Raw genomic sequence first — 17,672 nt, 5'->3', positions numbered from 1 at the left:
CAATGTCGCAATCCATGGCCTGGCTGATGCTGGTGATCGCCGGTGCGCTCGATGTCGGCTGGGCGATCTCGATGAAATATGCGGAAGGCTACACGCGAGCAGGCTGGAGCATCGCCTCGCTCGTGCTGCTCGCCGCCTTCGTCTTCCTGCTCGGACGCGCTTTGCAGGTGCTGGAGGTCGGCGTCGCCTATTCGGTGTGGACCGGCATCGGCGCGGCCGGCACCTTCCTATTGGGCGTCGTGCTGTTCGGCGAGACCTTGAGTGCGATGAAGCTTGCCGGCATCGCGCTCGTGCTGATGGGGATCGCCGCGCTCAAGCTGGCCTAGATCTCCGCGGCCATCTTCGCGAGCGTTGCGACGGTATTCATGTTGCGCGCGGTGCCGGTCTTGGCGGCGGGGATGACGAGCTTCGACGTCCCCATGCCGTCGCCATAGTGCACGTAAATCTCGCGACGGCCGAGGCGGAGCTCTTCGTTGTTCTGGCCGCGGATGCTGGTAAGCGCGTCTTCAGGTGGCGCCCTGTCGAGGAAGATCGCGACGGTGCGATTGGGCGCAGCCTTTGGAAAAGGATTGTCGGCCGAGACTTGCGCCATCTCGGCGGCGCTACGCACGAGCACCCCGACCGGCGCGCCGGCGTAGGCGTGCAGGCGCTTTTCGAGGGCGGTCTTGATTACAGCTTCCGACTTGCGGCTCGTGAAGACGACGTTGCCGCTCGCAATATAGGTGCGCACGGCGGCGAAGCCGAGCTCCTCGCACATGGCCTTGAGCTCGCTCATCGGCAGCTTGCCGGTGCCGCCGACATTGACGGCACGCAGCAAGGCGACGAAGGAGCCCATTTGAGGCCTTAGCGCACGTTGGCGAGGCGCATGTCGAGATAGGCCGTGATGGTTTCCATCAGCGGCTCGAGCTTGGCGTCGAAGAAGTGGTTGGCGCCGGGGATGACCTGCTGGTCGATCACGATGCCCTTCTGCGTCTTCAGCTTCTCGACCAGCGTGTTGACGTCCTTGGGCGGCACCACCGCGTCCTTCTCGCCATGCACGATCAGGCCCGACGACGGGCAGGGCGCCAGGAACGAGAAGTCGTAGAGGTTGGCCGGCGGCGCGATCGAGATGAAGCCCTCGACCTCGGGACGGCGCATCAAAAGCTGCATGCCGATCCAGGCGCCGAAGGAGAAGCCGGCGACCCAGCAGGCGCGTGCTTCGGGATTGATGGTCTGCGCCCAGTCGAGCGCTGCGGCCGCATCCGACAATTCGCCGGTGCCGTGGTCGAACGAGCCCTGGCTGCGGCCGACGCCGCGGAAGTTGAAGCGCAGCACCGAGAAGCCGCGATGCGCGAAGGCGTAGTAGCACTGGTACACGATCTGGTGGTTCATCGTGCCGTGAAACTGCGGATGCGGATGCAGGATCATCGCGATCGGCGCGTTCTTCTGCTTGGCCGGGTGATAGCGGCCTTCGAGACGGCCAGCAGGGCCGGTAAAAATGACTTCAGGCATGATGATCTCTTGATTGATCCCTTGAAGACGCTCTTCAGCAATCAACCGATTGTGCGGACTTCATCGACTGCTGTGCCGATCAAACCGCGAATGGAAGAGTGGAGCGGCGCCCTCGGATGGTGCGCGAGCGGCGCGCGGTGAACTGACGCGGGCGTTCTAACATGAGGCGAGGGTCAAAAAGCAAGCATCTTGAACATCCCGCAATGGGCTCAAGATGTTAGCGTGTCATGGCGGCGTCATTGCGCGACGAGGATTCGGAATCGAGTTGCCAAGCGCTCCACGGGGGCCCATGTCGGGCTCCAGGACGGGCACACCAGCCCGATCCGTAGAGTAGCATAATACCTCATGCCGAGCCGCGTCTATCTCGACTGGAATGCGACCACGCCGCTGCGTGCCGATGCGCGGACCGCGATGCTCGCCGCCTGGGAGCTGATCGGCAACCCGTCCTCGGTTCATGCCGAGGGGCGCGAGGCGCGCCGGCTGGTCGAGGAAGCCCGCGCCACGCTCGCGGCGGCCGTCGGTGCATTGCCGAGGAACGTCGTCTTCACCTCAGCTGGAACTGAGGCCAATGCGCTGGCGCTGTCGCCCGGTCTGCGGGGGCCGTCCGGCGGCCCTGTGGAGCGCCTGCTGGTCTCGGCCGTCGAGCATGCCTCGGTGCTGTCAGGCGGCCGGTTCCCAGCGGACAAGGTCAGCCAGATCCCGGTCACACGCGCCGGTGTCATCGACCTCGACCATCTGAAGGCGTTGCTCGGCGACGGCCCGCCGGCTCTGGTCTCCATCATGGCTGCGAACAACGAGACAGGCGCAATTCAGCCGATCGCATCGGCCGCAGGGGTCGTCCACGAAGCGGGGGGGCTCCTGCACGTCGACGCGATCCAGGCGCTGGGGAAAATCCCGTTCGATATCAAGGCTGTGGACGTAGACCTTGCAACCTTTTCGGCGCACAAGATCGGCGGCCCCAAGGGCGTCGGCGCGCTGGTCCTGGCCGAGGGGATGGCTGGACTGGAACCCGTGCTGCGGGGCGGCGGACAGGAGCTGAGCCGGCGCGCGGGAACCGAGAATGTCGCTGGCATCGCCGGCTTCGGGGCAGCGGTGAGAGCTGCCCTTCAGACTCTGCCGGAGGATGCGGTGCGGATGGCAAGCCTCAGAGATTCCTTGGAAAATGGTATCCGGAGGATTGCCGGGGCGATGGTTTTCTCGGATGACATTAAGCGGTTGCCAAATACCATCCTTTTCACTGCCCCCGGGCTGAAGGCCGAAACCGCCGTGATCGGCTTCGATCTCGAAGGCGTGGCTGTGTCCTCGGGCTCGGCCTGCTCATCAGGCAAAGTGCAGCCGTCTCACGTGCTGTCGGCGATGGGGTATGATGCCACCGTTGCCCAGGGAGCGGTGCGTCTCAGTCTGGGCTGGTCCACGGAACCAGATGACATCAACAGGGCGTTAGAGGCTTGGCGAAAGCTTGGTAATACCCTACTTAGAGCCTAAGCGACGAAACACGGCTTGAACGGTTCTAAGCGCGTGCTTTCTGCGGAAAAACATCGTAATACTCGTCCAAGTTTGTGATCCACCGCGGTCCTTGAAACCGCGAGCGGAGGATAGAATGCCAGCCGTGCAAGAGACGGTCGAGCGCGTGAAGCGCATCGACGTCGATCAGTATCGTTATGGGTTTGAAACCCTGATCGAGTCCGAGAAGGCCCCCAAGGGACTGTCGGAAGAGACCGTCAAGTTCATCTCCGAGAAGAAGAACGAACCCGCCTGGATGCTCCAGTGGCGGCTCGAGGCCTATCGGCGCTGGCTGACCATGACCGAGCCGACCTGGGCGCGCGTCGACTATCCCAAGATCGACTTCCAGGACCTCTATTACTACGCGGCGCCGAAGCCGAAGAAGACGGTCACCTCGCTCGACGAGATCGACCCCGAAATTCTGAAGACCTACGAGAAGCTCGGCATTCCCCTGCGGGAAGTCGCGATGCTCGAAGGCGTCGAGCCGAAGCCCGGCGATCAGGATCCGGCCCGGCGCAAGATCGCGGTCGATGCGGTGTTCGATTCGGTCTCGGTTGCGACCACGTTCAAGGCCGAGCTGAAGAAGGCCGGCGTGATCTTCATGCCGATCTCGGAGGCGATCCGCGAGCATCCCGAGCTGGTGCAGAAATATCTGGGATCGGTGGTTCCGACCTCGGACAATTTCTACGCGACGCTGAACTCGGCGGTGTTCTCCGACGGCTCGTTCGTCTATGTGCCGCCGGGCGTGCGCTGCCCGATGGAGCTGTCGACCTATTTCCGCATCAACGAGCGCAACACCGGCCAGTTCGAGCGCACGCTGATCATCGCCGACAAGGGCTCCTACGTCTCCTATCTCGAAGGCTGCACCGCGCCGCAGCGCGACGAGAACCAGCTGCACGCCGCCGTGGTCGAGCTCGTTGCGCACGATGATGCCGAGATCAAATACTCGACGGTGCAGAACTGGTATCCCGGCAATTCGGAAGGCAAGGGCGGCATCTACAATTTCGTCACCAAGCGTGGCGACTGTCGCGGCGACCGGTCCAAGATCTCCTGGACCCAGGTCGAGACCGGCTCCGCCATCACCTGGAAGTACCCGAGCTGCATCCTGCGTGGCGACAATTCCAGCGGTGAGTTCTACTCGATCGCGATCTCGAACGGTTTCCAGCAGGTCGATTCGGGCACCAAGATGATCCACCTCGGCAAGAACACGTCGAGCCGGATCATCTCGAAGGGCATCGCCGCCGGCAAGTCGCAGAACACCTATCGCGGGCTCGTCACCGCGCACCGGAAAGCGACCGGCGCGCGCAACTTCACGGCGTGCGATTCCCTGTTGATCGGTGACAAATGCGGCGCGCACACCGTGCCGTATATCGAGGCCAAGAACTCCTCGGCGACGTTCGAGCACGAGGCGACGACCTCGAAAATCTCCGAGGACGTGCTGTTCTATTGCATCCAGCGCGGCCTCAGCCAGGAAGAAGCCGTCGGCCTCGTCGTCAACGGTTTCGTCAAGGACGTGCTTCAGCAGCTGCCGATGGAATTCGCGGTGGAAGCGCAGAAGCTGATCTCGATCTCGCTTGAAGGGTCGGTCGGCTAATCGCCGACCCTCGCGGTGCGCTACGGCGCTCCATGCATCATTTGAATAGACTGGACACCAAGATGGCTTTGCTTGAAGTGAAGGATTTGAAGGTTCGTGTCGAGGAGCGTGAGATCCTCCACGGGCTGACGCTGACCGTGAACGAGGGCGAGGTTCACGCGATCATGGGGCCGAACGGCTCCGGCAAATCGACGCTCTCCCACGTTATCGCCGGCAAGCCCGGCTATGAGGTCACCGACGGCCAGATCCTGTTCAAGGGCGAGGACCTGCTGGAGATGGACCCCAACGAGCGCGCCGCGAAGGGCGTGTTCCTGGCGTTCCAGTATCCGGTCGAGATTCCCGGCGTCGCCACCATGACCTTCCTGCGCACCGCACTGAACGCGCAGCGCAAGGCGCGCGGCGAGAGCGAATATTCGACCCCGGACTTCCTGAGGAAGGTCCGCGAGGTCTCGAAGTCGCTGAACATCCCGCAGGACATGCTCAAGCGCGGCGTCAATGTCGGCTTCTCCGGCGGTGAGAAAAAGCGCAACGAGGTGCTGCAGATGGCGTTGTTCGAGCCGAGCCTGTGCATCCTCGACGAGATGGATTCCGGCCTCGACATCGACGCGCTGCGCATTGCGGCCGACGGAGTCAACGCGCTGCGCTCGCCCAAGCGCGCGATGGTCGTCATCACCCATTATCAGCGGCTGCTGAACTACATCGTGCCCGACGTCGTGCACGTGATGTCGAAGGGCCGTGTCGTGAAGAGCGGCGGCAAGGACTTGGCGCTGGAGCTGGAAGCGTCCGGCTACGCCCAGTTCGAGGATGCCGCGTAAGGAATTTTAGGATGAACGTTGCTGTGGCAAAGACCGGAAACGGCCGTGCGGTGAGCGATCTCTTCGCCAGCGCCGAAGGCCGCCTGCCGGGTCCGCCTTCTGTGATCGCGGTACGCCGCGAGGCGTTCGAGACCTATGAGCGTCTCGGCCTGCCGCATCGCCGGATCGAGGAATGGAAATATACCGACCTGCGTGCGCTGGTCGGCGAGGTGCTGCCGCTTGCGACTAGCCCTGATGCGGCCGCGTTGAAGCGCGCTGCGGATGCCGTCAAGGCGCATGCGATTGCGGGTGCTCGCAAGCTGGTGCTGGTCGACGGCGTGTTCGCGGCCGATCTCTCCGACGTCAAGGCGCTTGCCTCTGAGGCGGGCCTCAAGACGCTGCGGGAAGCGCTGGAGAAGGACGCAGGTCTCCTGAAGACCGCGGCCACCGATGCCGTGATCGCGCTGAATGCGGCGCTGGCAACCGACGGCGTCGTGTTGTCGATCGCCGACGGTGCGCAGCTGTCCGCGCCGATCCAGATTATCCACATCGCGACCGCTTCGTCCGCGTCGGCTTTCAGCCGTTCGCGGATCGCGGTCGGGAACGGCGCTCGCGCCACCATCATCGAGAGCTTTGTGGCGGCCGGTGCCAAGGCCTACCAGGTCAACGACGCCGTCATCCTCTCGGTCGGCAACAATGCCGACGTCGCGCATATCCGCCTGTTGGACGATGCGCCCGACGCGGTGAACGTGACCTCGCAGTTCGTCACGGTCGGCGCGAACACGAAACTCAACTTCTTCAACATGACCACCGGTGCTGCGGTCAGCCGCCTGCAGGGCTTCATCACGCTGGCAGGCGAGGGCAGCGATCTCTCCGTCAACGGCGTGAACCTGCTCCAGAAGACCGAGCACGGCGACACCACGCTGGTGGTCGATCATGCCGTGCCGAACTGCGTCAGCCGCGAGGTCTTCCGCGCGGTGATCGACGATCGCGCCCATTCGGTGTTCCAGGGCCGCATCATCGTCCGTCCCGACGCGCAGAAGACCGACGGCAAGATGATGACCCGCGCGCTGCTGCTTTCGGACGAAGCCGAGGCCGACAACAAGCCGGAGCTCGAGATCTTCGCCGATGACGTCTCCTGCGGCCACGGCGCCACTGCCGGCGCGCTCGACGACAGCCTGCTGTTCTACCTGAAGGCGCGTGGCCTCCCGGAGAAGCAGGCCCAGGCGTTGCTGATCCAGGCTTTCGTGGGCGAAGCGATCGAGCAGATCGCCGATGACGGTTTGCGCGAGCACGTGATCGGCATCGCCGAGCTCTGGCTGGAGCGGCGCCAATGAGCACGCATCCCGCAGTCAAGAACGGTGCCTACGACGTCGCACGCGTGCGCCAGGATTTTCCGGCGCTCGCCATGCAGGTCTACGGCAAGCCGCTGGTCTATCTCGACAACGCCGCCTCGGCGCAGAAGCCGAGCGCCGTGCTCGACCGCATGACGCAGGCCTATACATCCGAATACGCCAACGTGCATCGCGGCCTGCATTACCTCGCCAATGCCGCCACCGAGGCCTATGAGGGCGGTCGCAGCAAGGTTGCGCAGTTCATCAACGCGCCGCGGACCGAAGAGGTCATCTTCACCCGCAACGCGACGGAGGCGATCAACCTCGTCGCGTCGTCCTGGGGCGAACCGAACATCAAAGAGGGCGACGAGATCGTGATCTCGATCATGGAGCACCACTCCAACATCGTGCCGTGGCATTTCCTCAGGGAACGCCATGGCGCCGTGATCAAGTGGGCGCCGGTCGACGACGAGGGTAACTTCCTCATCGACGAGTTCGAGAAGCTGCTGACCGCGAAGACCAAGCTGGTCGCGATCACGCAGATGTCGAACGCGCTCGGCACCATTGTCCCGATCAAGGACGTTGTGAAGATCGCGCATGCGCGCGGCATTCCCGTGCTGGTCGACGGCAGCCAGGGGGCGGTGCATCTGCCTGTCGACGTCCAGGATCTCGGCTGCGATTTCTACGTCTTTACCGGCCACAAGGTCTACGGGCCGACCGGCATCGGCATCCTCTGGGCCAAGTACGACCACCTCGTCGCGATGCGTCCCTATAACGGCGGCGGCGAGATGATCCGCGAGGTCTCGCGCGACATCGTCACCTATGGCGATCCCCCTCACAAGTTCGAGGCCGGCACGCCCGCGATCGTCGAGGCCGTGGGCCTTGGCGCGGCCATCGACTACGTCAATTCGATCGGCAAGGAGCGCATCGCCGCCCATGAGCACGATCTCACCACCTATGCCCAGGACCGGCTGCGCGAGATCAACTCGCTGCGGCTGATCGGCACCGCCCGGGGCAAGGGCCCGGTGATCTCCTTCGAGCTCAAGGGCGCCCACGCCCACGACGTCGCCACCGTGATCGACCGCCAGGGCATCGCCGTGCGCGCCGGCACCCATTGCGTGATGCCGCTTTTAGAGCGGTTCAACGTGACTGCCACCTGCCGGGCGTCGTTCGGCATGTATAATACGCGGGAAGAAGTCGATCATCTGGCACAGGCGCTGTTGAAGGCGCGGGATTTGTTCGCATGAGTGACACGGCCGAAGTCAAAGCCAATCCGATGGAGACCCAGTCGGCGCTGCCGCCTGAGGAGACCGAGCGTCTCACCACCGAGATCATCGCGGGCCTCAAGACCGTGTTCGATCCGGAGATCCCGGCCGACATCTACGAACTCGGCCTGATCTACAAGGTCGAAATCAAGGACGACCGCTCGGTCGACGTCCAGATGACGCTGACGACGCCGAACTGCCCGGCTGCCGGCGAGCTGCCGACCATGGTCGAGAACGCGGTCGCCAGCGTCCCCGGCGTCGGCGTGGTCGACGTCAAGGTCGTCTGGGAGCCGCCGTGGTCGCCGGAACGCATGAGCGACGAGGCCCGCCTCGTGCTCAACATGTGGTGACGGTCTCAGCTCGCATTGAATTCGCTCCGCAACGGACCACATAGATAACATGACCCAGGTAACACCAGCTTCGACACCAAAGCCCCGGCGGCCGCGCCCGCAGGTGATGCGGCTGACGGATGCCGCGGCCCAGCGCATCAGCGAGCTGACGAGCCGCGCCGATTCCGAGATCGTGGGCCTGCGCGTCGGCGTGAAGAACGGCGGCTGTGCCGGTCAGTCCTACACGGTCGAATACGCCCATGATGTCCGCCCGACCGACGAGGTGGTCGAGGACAAGGGCGTCAAGATCCTGGTCGATCCCAAGGCCGTGCTGTTCCTGCTCGGCACCGAGATGGACTACAAGGCCGACAAGATGCAGGCCCAGTTCGTCTTCAACAACCCCAACCAGGTCTCCGCCTGCGGCTGCGGCGAGTCGGTCGAGCTGCGGCCCGCGAAGATCGACGGGTAAGTCGCTGTCGTCCCCGCGAACGCGGGGACCCATACCGCGTGGTCTGGCGATGACGCTCGGTATCAGTACCAAGCTTTCCTGGCTGGTAGTCTTCGCTAAACTCCTCCCTGTGGCTATGGGTCCCCGCGTTCGCGGGGACGACCGTGGGGAGACAGCTTGGCCATGGACCGCGAATTCCTGATCGACCTGTTCGCCGATTTCGGCCCCGTCACCATCCGAAAAATGTTCTCCGGCTACGGCATCTCCGCCGACGGCATCAACTTCGCGCTCGCCTTGCGCGCGGGCCTGTTCTTCCGCGCCGACGAGGTCACCATCCCGGACTTTGAAGCGGAAGGCTCGAAGCCGTTTCAGTATTCGACCCGCGCCAAAACCGTGCTGGTGAAATCCTATTGGGAATTGCCGGCGCGCCTGTTCGACGATTCCGAGGAGCTTGCGCAATGGGCGAGGGCAGCGCTCGCCGCCGCCCAGCGCGCCAAGGTGAAGAAGCGGCCGAAGGGGAAGAAGGCGGTGGCGAAGAAGAAGGTCGAGAAGAAGCCGCCGGCGAAGAAACAAGCAGCCAAGAAGGCGGTTCGTAGGGTGGGCAAAGCGACTCGTCCGCCGTAGCTCGTAGAGCGAAGGCGGAAGCGTGCCCACCGGTGAGGTCGTGGCGCGGAGAGATGGTGGGCACGGCGCTTGCGCGCCTTTACCCACCCTACGAGACCTCAGTCCACCGCCTTGGTCAGGCCGACCCGCATATCCTTCGCCGTGAAGACACCGACGCCGTCGGCAAGCACACGACCGTCGGCAATTCCGAGCACCAGCTTGCCGCGCCGGACCATACGCATGGCGACCCGTAGCGCACGCGTCGCGTCTCCGGTGTGACCAATCCCGCAGCCTCGACCTCGCCGACGCCGATGGCGCGGCCCTTGCCCGGTGAGCCCGACCAGCCGAGCCAGTAGCCGATCATCTGCCACATCGCATCCAGGCCGAGACTTCCCGGCATCATCGCGTCACCGCGATAGTGACAATCGAAGAACCAGTGGCCGGGCTCAATATCGAGCTCGCCGACGATGTGGCCCTTGCCGAACTCGCCGCCGTCCAGGCTGATCTCGGTGATGCGATCCATCATGAGCATCGGCGGGGCCGGCAATTGCGCGTTGCCCGGGCCGAAATAGCCGCCGTCGCTCGATCTCAGCAGTTCGTCCCTAGTGTAGGGCTGTTGCGGTGTGTGAAAGTCATGGGGATTGGGCAAGACGACAAGTCCTCTCGACGCTCGCAGTCGGGCGGCGGGGAAGATGTCGTTCGGCGGATTGGAATGTCAAGCGCCGGCCGTCGCTTCGGCGCGCTGCTTCGGCGTCAGGCCACCCGGCTGTGCGACTCGATCGCGAATTCCGGATCGGCCTCGCAGATCACGCGGTTGCGTCCGTTGCGCTTGGCGGCATAGAGGCAGGCATCCGCACGCTCGATCAGCGCGTCGGGGTCGTCGCCCTGCTTGAGCATGGAGACGCCGACGGAGATGGTGACGCGGCCGAGGATCTCGCCGGTCGATTTCTTCTTCAATTCCTTCGCCATCACGGCGCGGCGGATGTGATCTGCAACGGTGAGGGCCTGGCGCAGCGCCGTGTTGGGCAGCAGGACCGCGAATTCCTCGCCGCCATAGCGCGCGGTGATGTCCTGTCCCTTGATGGTCTGCTTCATGGACAGGCCAACCAGCCGCAACACCTGGTCGCCGGTGAGATGGCCGTAGGAATCGTTGAACGATTTGAAATGATCGATGTCGAACAGCAGCAGCGACAGCGGCTCGCCCGAGGCGAGCGCGCTCTGCACGGCCATGCCGATCATGCGATCGAAATATTTGCGATTGCCCAATCCCGTCAGCGGATCGGTCAGGCTCTCGGCGCGGATCGCCTCCAGGCTCTGCTGGAGATTGCTGATCTCGTTCTTGGACAGCGTCAGCCGGTCTTCCAGCACCTTGTTGGTCTCGCGCATCTCGCTGGTCGAACGCAGCAGCGTCTCGACGATCGACTTGATCTGGTCGCGGCTCTTGGCCGACGACAGTTTCTCGGTCGCGCCCGACAGGCTGGCATCGTAGGAGCCGGTCATCCCGAGCGCTTCGCTCAGCACCTTCATCACGTCGTCGATCTCGCCGATGACGCGTGCGCCGACCTTGTCGATGCGGTCGGTGGTCTTGATGTGGGAAAGATAGGTCTCGTAGATCTGCTCAAGATCGCCTTCGGTCAGCTTGCCGTGGCGTGCCAGCGTCTCGTTGATGATCTTGTTGAGCGGTGCGTTATAGCCGGTGGCGTAGACGTACCAGATCTCGTAATTGCGGGGAATTGCGGTCTGTCGAAGCGAACGGATCTGACCCAGAGCCACTTCGGCGAACGCCATCGTGCGTTCGTGTTCGTCGAGCACCTTGACCACGGAACATACCCCACAGCGGTCGGCGCGCCATCGACCGCAGCAATGCTTAAATTATGTTCGTAGGCTAACGGACGATCGTGAACGCTCTGTAAACAGACGTTCGCGAATGCATCAGAAAAAGTGTAATGCGGCTCAGCTCAACCGAAGCTGAATCGCGCCGGCGCGTCAGGCGCCGGCGGGAGAACGCACTGGCCGGAGCAGAAACGCCGGAAGGTGCGAGTGATCGCCGGGCTCGGTATCGGCCTCGCGCTGGCGGCGCGGCTCGGGGCGGCCGATCGACGGTACATGCGATGGATTGGCTTGCTGGCGCGATCCACCGCGCGGCTCGGATGATTGCTTCGCTTCACGCGGAGGCCTCGCCTCCCGTGCGGGCCTCGGCTCACGTGCAGGTCTCGCTTCAGGAGCGGACTGTGTCTCTGCGGAAGGCCTCGCCTCGCCGCGCGGTTCGCGGGGCTCGTGGCTGCGCTCACGATCGCGGCCACGCTGCGGCTTGCCGCGTCCGCCGCGGGAACGTTCACGGTCGCGCCCGCGCGGTTCGCGCGAACGTGCGCTCTGCTCGCCTGCGTCCGCGGGCACTTCGAAATCGCCCTCGGCGCGCGGAATGCTCTGGCCGATCAGCTTCTCGATCGCCACCATCGACTTCTGGTCGAGCGGCGTCACGAGCGAGATCGCCATACCGGACCGGCCGGCGCGGCCGGTGCGGCCGACGCGGTGAACATAGTCGTCGGGGTGGTGGGGGACGTCGAAATTGAAGACGTGGCTGACCTCAGGGATGTCGAGGCCGCGGGCGGCAACATCGGAGGCGACCAGCAGCGGCAGTTCGCCCTTGCGGAACTGTTCGAGCGCCGCCGTGCGGGCCGACTGGTCCATGTCGCCATGCAGGGCGCCGACGCTGAAACCATGCTTTTGCAGTGATTTGTGAACGACGGCGACGTCGCGCTTGCGATTGCAGAAGATGATCGCGTTCTGGAGATCCTTGGCCTCGCGCAGCAGGCGTCGCAGCAATTCACGCTTCTCATGCGCCTCGCGCCCGGCCGGGACCTGACACTGCGTGACGGTCACGGCGGTGGTGGCGGGCTTGGAGACCTCGACCTTCTGCGGATTATGCAGGAAGGTCTCGGTGATGCGCCGGATTTCCGGCGGCATGGTCGCGGTGAAGAACAGGGTCTGCCGCGTGAACGGGACGAGCTTGCAGACGCGCTCGATGTCGGGAATGAAGCCCATGTCCAGCATGCGGTCGGCTTCGTCGATGACGAGCAGCTCGACGCCGGTGAGCAGCAGGCCGCCGCGCTCGGTGTGGTCGAGCAGGCGGCCGGGGGTGGCGATCAGCACGTCGACGCCGCGCGTCAGCTTGGCATCCTGGTCGCCGAAGGAAACGCCGCCGATCAGCAGGGCGACGTTGAGCTTCTGGCCGGCGCCGTAGCGGTCGAAGTTTTCCTTCACCTGCGCCGCGAGCTCGCGGGTCGGCTCCAGGATCAACGTGCGCGGCATGCGCGCGCGGGCGCGACCCTTTTCGAGGATGGTGAGCATCGGCAGCACGAAGGCCGCGGTCTTGCCGGTGCCGGTCTGGGCGATGCCGAGCACGTCCTTGCGTGCGAGGACGTGGGGGATCGCCTGTTCCTGAATGGGGGTGGGGGTGGTGTAACCTGTGGCCGCCACTGCGGCGAGGACTTTTTCGGACAGTCCGAGATTTGAAAAGGACATTGAGCCTCTGGTCGAAACCGCCGTTCGGAATCGAGGGTAATTAAGGCTGTCGCGTTCCACCCCGAAACGGCGCGCTCTCAAAGAAGCTGGGGGTGCTGACTCACGCGAACAAAGCGCAAGGCTCAAGAATCGGTCTTCGATCTGAGCCGCGTCGCCCCGGAACATAGGCGGGAATCGGCCAAAGTCAATGGAGCGGGCGCGGGAAGACCCTAAAAAACCTGAGGTTTTTGCCCAAATAGCGGGCCCAGCTGGGCTTTTCCGCCTCCACCGTTAACTGGGCGATAGCTGCCGGCGGGACGACTAACGCCCTTCCGGGCCCCGGGCCCGGAAATCGCCGGGGGCCATTCCGTAGGCGGCGTTGAAGACCCGGTAATAGGTCGCCAGGCTCTCGAAGCCGCAGGAGGTCGCGATATCAGCGATCAGCCGGTCCGGCGCCTCGCGCATCAGGCGGCGGCTCTGTTTCAGGCGTTCGTCCGTCACGGTCTGCGAAAAGCTCTTCGCCGCGGCTTCGAACAGCATGTGCAGGTGACGCACGGACACGCCGAGCTGGTCGGCCACCATCGCCGGCGCCAGACCGGGGTCTTGCAGATGGCGCGCGATCAGGCGCCGCGCCTGCGAGAGCCGGGCGGTCCGCAGCGCGGCCTGCCCACGGCGGCTGCCGGGCCGCACGATGCCGCGCTCGATCAGCGCCAGATGGGCCAAGGCCTGGACGAGCGAGGCTTGATCCAAGGAGGCCTGATCCAAGGAGGTCTGGGCGACTGAGGTCGCATCAGTGGCGCCGTTATCGCCTGCGGCGGCCTCATCGAGGTCGGCGAAGCAGGCGCCGAGCAGGGGCGCCAGGCCGGGATCGTTGAACGTCCGGGGCGCAAGCTCGCGCATGCGCCTGTCCTGCGTGGAGAGGCTGCTCACGGGGATCTTCAGGATGCGCAGGTGGAAGCCGCCTGCGCCGAGCGGCGCGGTGCGATAGGGCTGGTCGGTATGGCTGGTGGCGAAGCTGCCGTTGGCGATCGCAAAGTCGCCGGTGCGCATGCCGCCGAACCAGCCGCCGCTGCCGAGCTGCTGGTAGACGCAGATGCTGTCGCCGGGCGCGTAGGCGATGTCGGAGTTGCTGCGCTCGACCGTGTAGTGCGACGCCTTCAGCTCGACGAGCCCACCGCCGCCGAGCTGGCACAGCGAGAATTCGCCGTAGAAGTCCGCGCGGCGCTCGCGCTCGAGTTCGGCGGTGACGCCGAACAGGCCCTTGGACCGGACCTCGCGCCAATAGTCGAACCGGTCATGCGGCTCGACCTCGTCAGTACACCATCGATACACGGCAGCCCCCGCTTGCAGCGCGCAGCTGCCTAGAAAAAGCAGATTCCGGAGGAATCTGCCATAGTCCTGATGACGGAACCCGTGGGCTCTGCGCGTTGAACCGTCGATATGGCTGGACCGACTATCATCAACGGCAGAGGGTTCCAATGAATCGCTGTTCGAGGGGGCCGGCGGAGCGCCGTTCTGCAACGGGAATTTTACGATGACGCGTCGGCTTTTCAGAATTCTGGCGGCCCTTGGCCTTGCGATCAGCCTGAGCGGCTTCGCGCTGCCCGCACAAGCCGAGAAGCGCGTTGCGCTTGTCGTCGGCAACAACGACTACAGGAACGTCCCCAAGCTCCTCAAGGCGGTCAACGACGCCCGCACCATGGGCGATACACTGAAGCAGCTCGGTTTCTCGGTGATGGTCGCCGAGAACCAGAGCCGGCAGCAATTCTCCGAGACGCTGCTCGCGTTCGACAAGGCGATCGAGCCCGGCGACACCGCATTCTTCTTCTACGCCGGCCACGGCTTCGAGATCGCGGGCCAGAACTACCTGCTGCCGACTGACGTGCCGGCGGCGACCGAAGGGCAGGAAGAGCTGGTGCGCGACGCTTCCATCCTGGCCGACCGCATCGTCGAGCGCCTTCAGAACAAGAAGGCGCGCACGTCGATCCTGGTGTTCGACGCCTGCCGCAACAACCCGTTCGAGCGCAAAGGCACCCGCGCGGTCGCCGGCGGCGGCGGCCTCGCGCCGATGGTGCAGCTGCCCGAAGGCGTGTTCTCGGTGTTCTCCGCAGGTCCCCGCCAGACCGCACTCGATCGTCTCTCCAACGACGACGCCAATCCCAATTCGGTGTTCACGCGCACCTTCGCCAAGGAGCTGCTCCAGCCCGGCGAGAATCTGGTGCAGGTGGCGCAGCGCACCCGCCGTCTCGTCAGCGAGATGGCCGACACCGTCAAGCACAGGCAGGTGCCGGTCTATTTCGACCAGATGGTCGACGACGTCTTCCTCAGCGGCGTTGCCACGGACACCACCGCCGCTGCGCGCCCGGCCGATCCGGCGCCACAGAAGCTCGCGGCCCTCCCGCCGGTGTCGGTACCGCGCGTGCCGAAGGAGGAAACCACCAACGCGCCGATCGCCAGCTTCTCGCGGCACAATGGCGGCTGGAGCGTGGTGTTCTCCTTCGCCGATCCGACGCTCGGCATTTCCTGGCGCATGGCCGGCAATGGCGATTTCCGCGAGACCGGCTTCATCGACACGCTCGATCCGCGCACGCGCAAGCGGATGCCGAACCCGTCGATCGAATTGCCGCCGGATGCGCAGGCCGGCACCATCGAGGTCCGCTATGTCGATCAGTCCGGCGACATGCAGGGGCCATTCCCGATCAGGTTCGATCCCGAGGCCGCGCTGATCCGCGACCAGCGCAAGATCCTCGACATGACAGCGACGAGCTGGCTGTCATTCCGCGAGTTCAATGGGCTGCTCGTCTACTACACGCACCTCGTGTCCTACCGCTGCGCCATCCGCGAGGTGCGCATCGGCATCGACACCGCCGTTCCGAACCAGGTGTTGAAGATGCCGGGCTGCGACATGCGCGATCCCAGCGCGATCAGTGCCGGCATGCCGCTCTACATGAAGCTTGCCCCGGCTACCCAGTTCGTCTCGGTGGAACTGACCTACCGCGATGGCAGCGTGTCGGAAATCAAGAGTTTTCGGGCCGCGAACCGCAGCAACAACTGAGCGGTCTGCCATTGTTGGGCGGCGAGCGCAGTTGGCGCGGGAAACTAGCCGCGACGCTTCCCGATGTAGCGCTTGATGGCGTCGATCGCTTCCATCAAGGGCGGCGCAAGCGAGAAGAACGTCCCCATGGCGATCGAGATGACCACATGGCGAAGCAGGACCTTCTCCTGTTCCTCGAACGGATAGCCGTTCTGGTCGATCCGTGCCGGCGCGAGCGTGCCCGCCTCCTGAGGATCCGGCTTCCGCGGCTTGCGCGGCGGCAGCATGATCACGACGAAAAGCACGTTGATCAGCAGCCAGATGCCAAGCACTATCAGTATGGTGCGCAACGCGGGATCATCCTGAAATCAATCGAAATTATCAGCAACGCTACCGGCCATTCGGCATTGCGGCAAACCAATTCCGGCTTGTTGCACCGCACAGAGTACTAAAGTTGTAAGCGAGGAGTTGATGACGGAATCTGATACCCCAGAGCACACCGTTCGTCACTCCGTGAGAGCCCGATGTTGCATCGTCGGCGGCGGGCCGGCCGGCATGATGCTCGGCTATCTCCTGGGACGCGCCGGCATCGACGTCGTGGTGCTGGAGAAGCATGCGGATTTCTTCCGCGACTTTCGCGGCGACACCGTGCATCCCTCGACGCTCCAGGTGATGGACGAGCTCGGCCTGATCGATGGGTTCCTGAAGCTGCCGCACCAGCGCCTGCAGATGATGGACGGCCTGTTTGGCGGCACGCCCGTGCGGATTGCCGATCTCCGCCGGCTCCGCACCAAGTACCCGTTCATTGCCTTCATGCCGCAATGGGACTTCCTGAATTTCCTGCGCGAGGCCGGCCAGCGCTTCGCCTCGCTCAAGGTGATGATGAATACGGAGGCCGTCGATCTGATCCGCCGCGGCGAGACCGTCGCCGGCGTGCGTGCGATGACGCCGGATGGGCCGATCGACATCGAAGCCGATCTCACCGTTGCCTGCGATGGCCGGCATTCGACGGTGCGCGAACGTGCGGGGCTCCGCGTCGAGGAGATCGGCGCGCCGATGGACGTGCTGTGGTTCCGAGTCGGCCGCAAGGCGGACGAGACCGAGAACCTGTTCGCGCGCGTCGAGCCCGGAAAGATGATGGTCACGTTCGACCGCGGCGACTATTGGCAGTGCGCCTATGTCATCGCGAAGGGACAATACGAGGCGGTGAAGGCGAGGGGATTGCAGGCGCTGCTCGACGACGTCGTGCGCATGGCGCCGATCCTTCGATCCGGCATTGCCGATGTGAAGAGCTTTGACGACGTCAAGCTGCTCACCGTCGCGATCAACCGCCTGGCGCGCTGGACGCGGCCGGGCCTGCTTCTCATCGGCGATGCCGCGCATGCGATGTCGCCGGTCGGCGGCGTCGGTGTCAATCTCGCTGTGCAGGATGCAGTTGCGACCGCCAATTTGCTGGCCGACAAGCTTCGGCAGGGCTGCCCAACCGAGAATGAACTCGATGCCGTGCGCCGACGCCGCGAATTCCCGGTGAGGATGACGCAGCGCATGCAGGTGATCGTGCAGAACAACATCATCAGCGGCGCCCTGCAGGGCGGCGAGCGGCCGCTGAAGGTGCCGCTGGTCGTGCGCCTGATCACTGCGCTGCCATGGCTCCAGGGTATTCCGGCGCGCCTGATTGCGCTCGGCGTGCGGCCCGAGCACGTGCAATCCAAGGCCGCGCCGGCGTCGTAGTGCAGGAGGTCGGTAGGGATAACGCGGCGTTAAATCGCGCGC

At 64.4% G+C, this 17,672-nt stretch carries 17 protein-coding genes and 1 pseudogene; 11 read left to right on the top strand and 7 right to left on the bottom strand.

Going from position 1 to position 17,672, the window contains the following annotated elements:
• Positions 1 to 2: 2 nt before the first annotated feature.
• Entirely contained in the window at positions 3 to 326 is a 324-nt protein-coding gene (locus tag ABIB99_RS32840; protein WP_028148768.1) for a DMT family transporter, read from the top strand.
• Here ABIB99_RS32840 and ABIB99_RS32835 read toward each other — a convergent pair.
• Positions 323 to 835, bottom strand: a complete 513-nt coding sequence (locus tag ABIB99_RS32835) for a DUF1697 domain-containing protein (RefSeq protein WP_354179512.1) — start codon at positions 833 to 835, stop codon at positions 323 to 325. The genes ABIB99_RS32840 and ABIB99_RS32835 overlap by 4 nt on opposite strands.
• 8 nt (positions 836 to 843) lie before the next feature.
• Complete coding sequence (locus tag ABIB99_RS32830) at positions 844 to 1,491, bottom strand: alpha/beta hydrolase (protein ID WP_014495555.1); 648 nt, start codon at positions 1,489 to 1,491, stop codon at positions 844 to 846.
• 345 nt (positions 1,492 to 1,836) lie between these two features.
• Here ABIB99_RS32830 and ABIB99_RS32825 point away from each other — a divergent pair, with 345 nt between their 5' ends.
• The 8 genes from ABIB99_RS32825 to ABIB99_RS32790 all read left to right on the top strand — a co-directional run bounded on the left by ABIB99_RS32825 (position 1,837) and on the right by ABIB99_RS32790 (position 9,382).
• Complete coding sequence (locus ABIB99_RS32825; protein ID WP_354179509.1) at positions 1,837 to 2,976, top strand: cysteine desulfurase family protein; 1,140 nt, start codon at positions 1,837 to 1,839, stop codon at positions 2,974 to 2,976.
• A 115-nt stretch (positions 2,977 to 3,091) separates the two neighbouring features.
• The gene (gene sufB, locus ABIB99_RS32820; RefSeq protein WP_354179507.1) at positions 3,092 to 4,588 is read left to right on the top strand and encodes a Fe-S cluster assembly protein SufB; all 1,497 of its coding nucleotides are present in this window, start codon (positions 3,092 to 3,094) and stop codon (positions 4,586 to 4,588) included.
• A 62-nt stretch (positions 4,589 to 4,650) separates the two neighbouring features.
• Positions 4,651 to 5,403 (top strand): Fe-S cluster assembly ATPase SufC, encoded by a 753-nt coding sequence (gene sufC, locus ABIB99_RS32815; RefSeq protein ID WP_028161255.1) that lies wholly within the window; start codon positions 4,651 to 4,653, stop codon positions 5,401 to 5,403.
• An 11-nt stretch (positions 5,404 to 5,414) separates the two neighbouring features.
• On the top strand, positions 5,415 to 6,719 hold the full coding sequence (sufD, locus tag ABIB99_RS32810; protein ID WP_354131278.1) for a Fe-S cluster assembly protein SufD: 1,305 nt from the start codon (positions 5,415 to 5,417) through the stop codon (positions 6,717 to 6,719).
• Positions 6,716 to 7,963: a cysteine desulfurase gene (locus tag ABIB99_RS32805; RefSeq protein WP_354095340.1), complete on the top strand. Its 1,248-nt coding sequence runs from the start codon at positions 6,716 to 6,718 to the stop codon at positions 7,961 to 7,963. Before sufD ends, ABIB99_RS32805 begins: the two co-directional genes overlap by 4 nt.
• A complete protein-coding gene (locus tag ABIB99_RS32800) occupies positions 7,960 to 8,331 on the top strand; it encodes an SUF system Fe-S cluster assembly protein (protein ID WP_014495549.1) in 372 nt (123 codons plus the stop codon). Before ABIB99_RS32805 ends, ABIB99_RS32800 begins: the two co-directional genes overlap by 4 nt.
• 49 nt (positions 8,332 to 8,380) lie before the next feature.
• On the top strand, positions 8,381 to 8,779 hold the full coding sequence (locus ABIB99_RS32795; RefSeq protein ID WP_166341045.1) for a HesB/IscA family protein: 399 nt from the start codon (positions 8,381 to 8,383) through the stop codon (positions 8,777 to 8,779).
• Positions 8,780 to 8,941: 162 nt separating this feature from the next.
• Positions 8,942 to 9,382: a TfoX/Sxy family protein gene (locus ABIB99_RS32790; protein ID WP_354179503.1), complete on the top strand. Its 441-nt coding sequence runs from the start codon at positions 8,942 to 8,944 to the stop codon at positions 9,380 to 9,382.
• 98 nt (positions 9,383 to 9,480) lie between these two features.
• Here the strand turns inward: ABIB99_RS32790 and fabA are convergent.
• The 4 genes and pseudogenes from fabA to ABIB99_RS32770 all read right to left on the bottom strand — a co-directional run bounded on the left by fabA (position 9,481) and on the right by ABIB99_RS32770 (position 14,197).
• Positions 9,481 to 10,010: pseudogene (gene fabA, locus ABIB99_RS32785) on the bottom strand (bifunctional 3-hydroxydecanoyl-ACP dehydratase/trans-2-decenoyl-ACP isomerase).
• A gap of 104 nt (positions 10,011 to 10,114) precedes the next feature.
• On the bottom strand, positions 10,115 to 11,182 hold the full coding sequence (locus tag ABIB99_RS32780; RefSeq protein WP_354179501.1) for a GGDEF domain-containing protein: 1,068 nt from the start codon (positions 11,180 to 11,182) through the stop codon (positions 10,115 to 10,117).
• Positions 11,183 to 11,347: 165 nt separating this feature from the next.
• The gene (locus tag ABIB99_RS32775; protein ID WP_354179499.1) at positions 11,348 to 12,886 is read right to left on the bottom strand and encodes a DEAD/DEAH box helicase; all 1,539 of its coding nucleotides are present in this window, start codon (positions 12,884 to 12,886) and stop codon (positions 11,348 to 11,350) included.
• 300 nt (positions 12,887 to 13,186) lie between these two features.
• On the bottom strand, positions 13,187 to 14,197 hold the full coding sequence (locus tag ABIB99_RS32770; RefSeq protein WP_354179497.1) for a helix-turn-helix domain-containing protein: 1,011 nt from the start codon (positions 14,195 to 14,197) through the stop codon (positions 13,187 to 13,189).
• A 202-nt stretch (positions 14,198 to 14,399) separates the two neighbouring features.
• On the opposite strand from ABIB99_RS32770, the gene ABIB99_RS32765 reads away from it, so the two are divergent.
• Complete coding sequence (locus tag ABIB99_RS32765) at positions 14,400 to 15,920, top strand: caspase family protein (protein ID WP_354179495.1); 1,521 nt, start codon at positions 14,400 to 14,402, stop codon at positions 15,918 to 15,920.
• A gap of 44 nt (positions 15,921 to 15,964) precedes the next feature.
• On the opposite strand, the gene ABIB99_RS32760 is transcribed toward ABIB99_RS32765, so the two are convergent.
• The gene (locus ABIB99_RS32760) at positions 15,965 to 16,249 is read right to left on the bottom strand and encodes a hypothetical protein (protein ID WP_063983514.1); all 285 of its coding nucleotides are present in this window, start codon (positions 16,247 to 16,249) and stop codon (positions 15,965 to 15,967) included.
• 121 nt (positions 16,250 to 16,370) lie between these two features.
• Here ABIB99_RS32760 and ABIB99_RS32755 point away from each other — a divergent pair, with 121 nt between their 5' ends.
• On the top strand, positions 16,371 to 17,630 hold the full coding sequence (locus tag ABIB99_RS32755; RefSeq protein WP_354179492.1) for an FAD-dependent oxidoreductase: 1,260 nt from the start codon (positions 16,371 to 16,373) through the stop codon (positions 17,628 to 17,630).
• The last annotated feature ends 42 nt before the right edge of the window (positions 17,631 to 17,672 follow it).

It is taken from the genome of Bradyrhizobium sp. LA6.1, assembly GCF_040547805.1.
In the GTDB taxonomy this organism is placed as follows: domain Bacteria; phylum Pseudomonadota; class Alphaproteobacteria; order Rhizobiales; family Xanthobacteraceae; genus Bradyrhizobium; species Bradyrhizobium barranii.
Note: the sequence above shows the minus strand (reverse complement) of the source record. Positions and strands in the feature narration are given on the sequence as shown.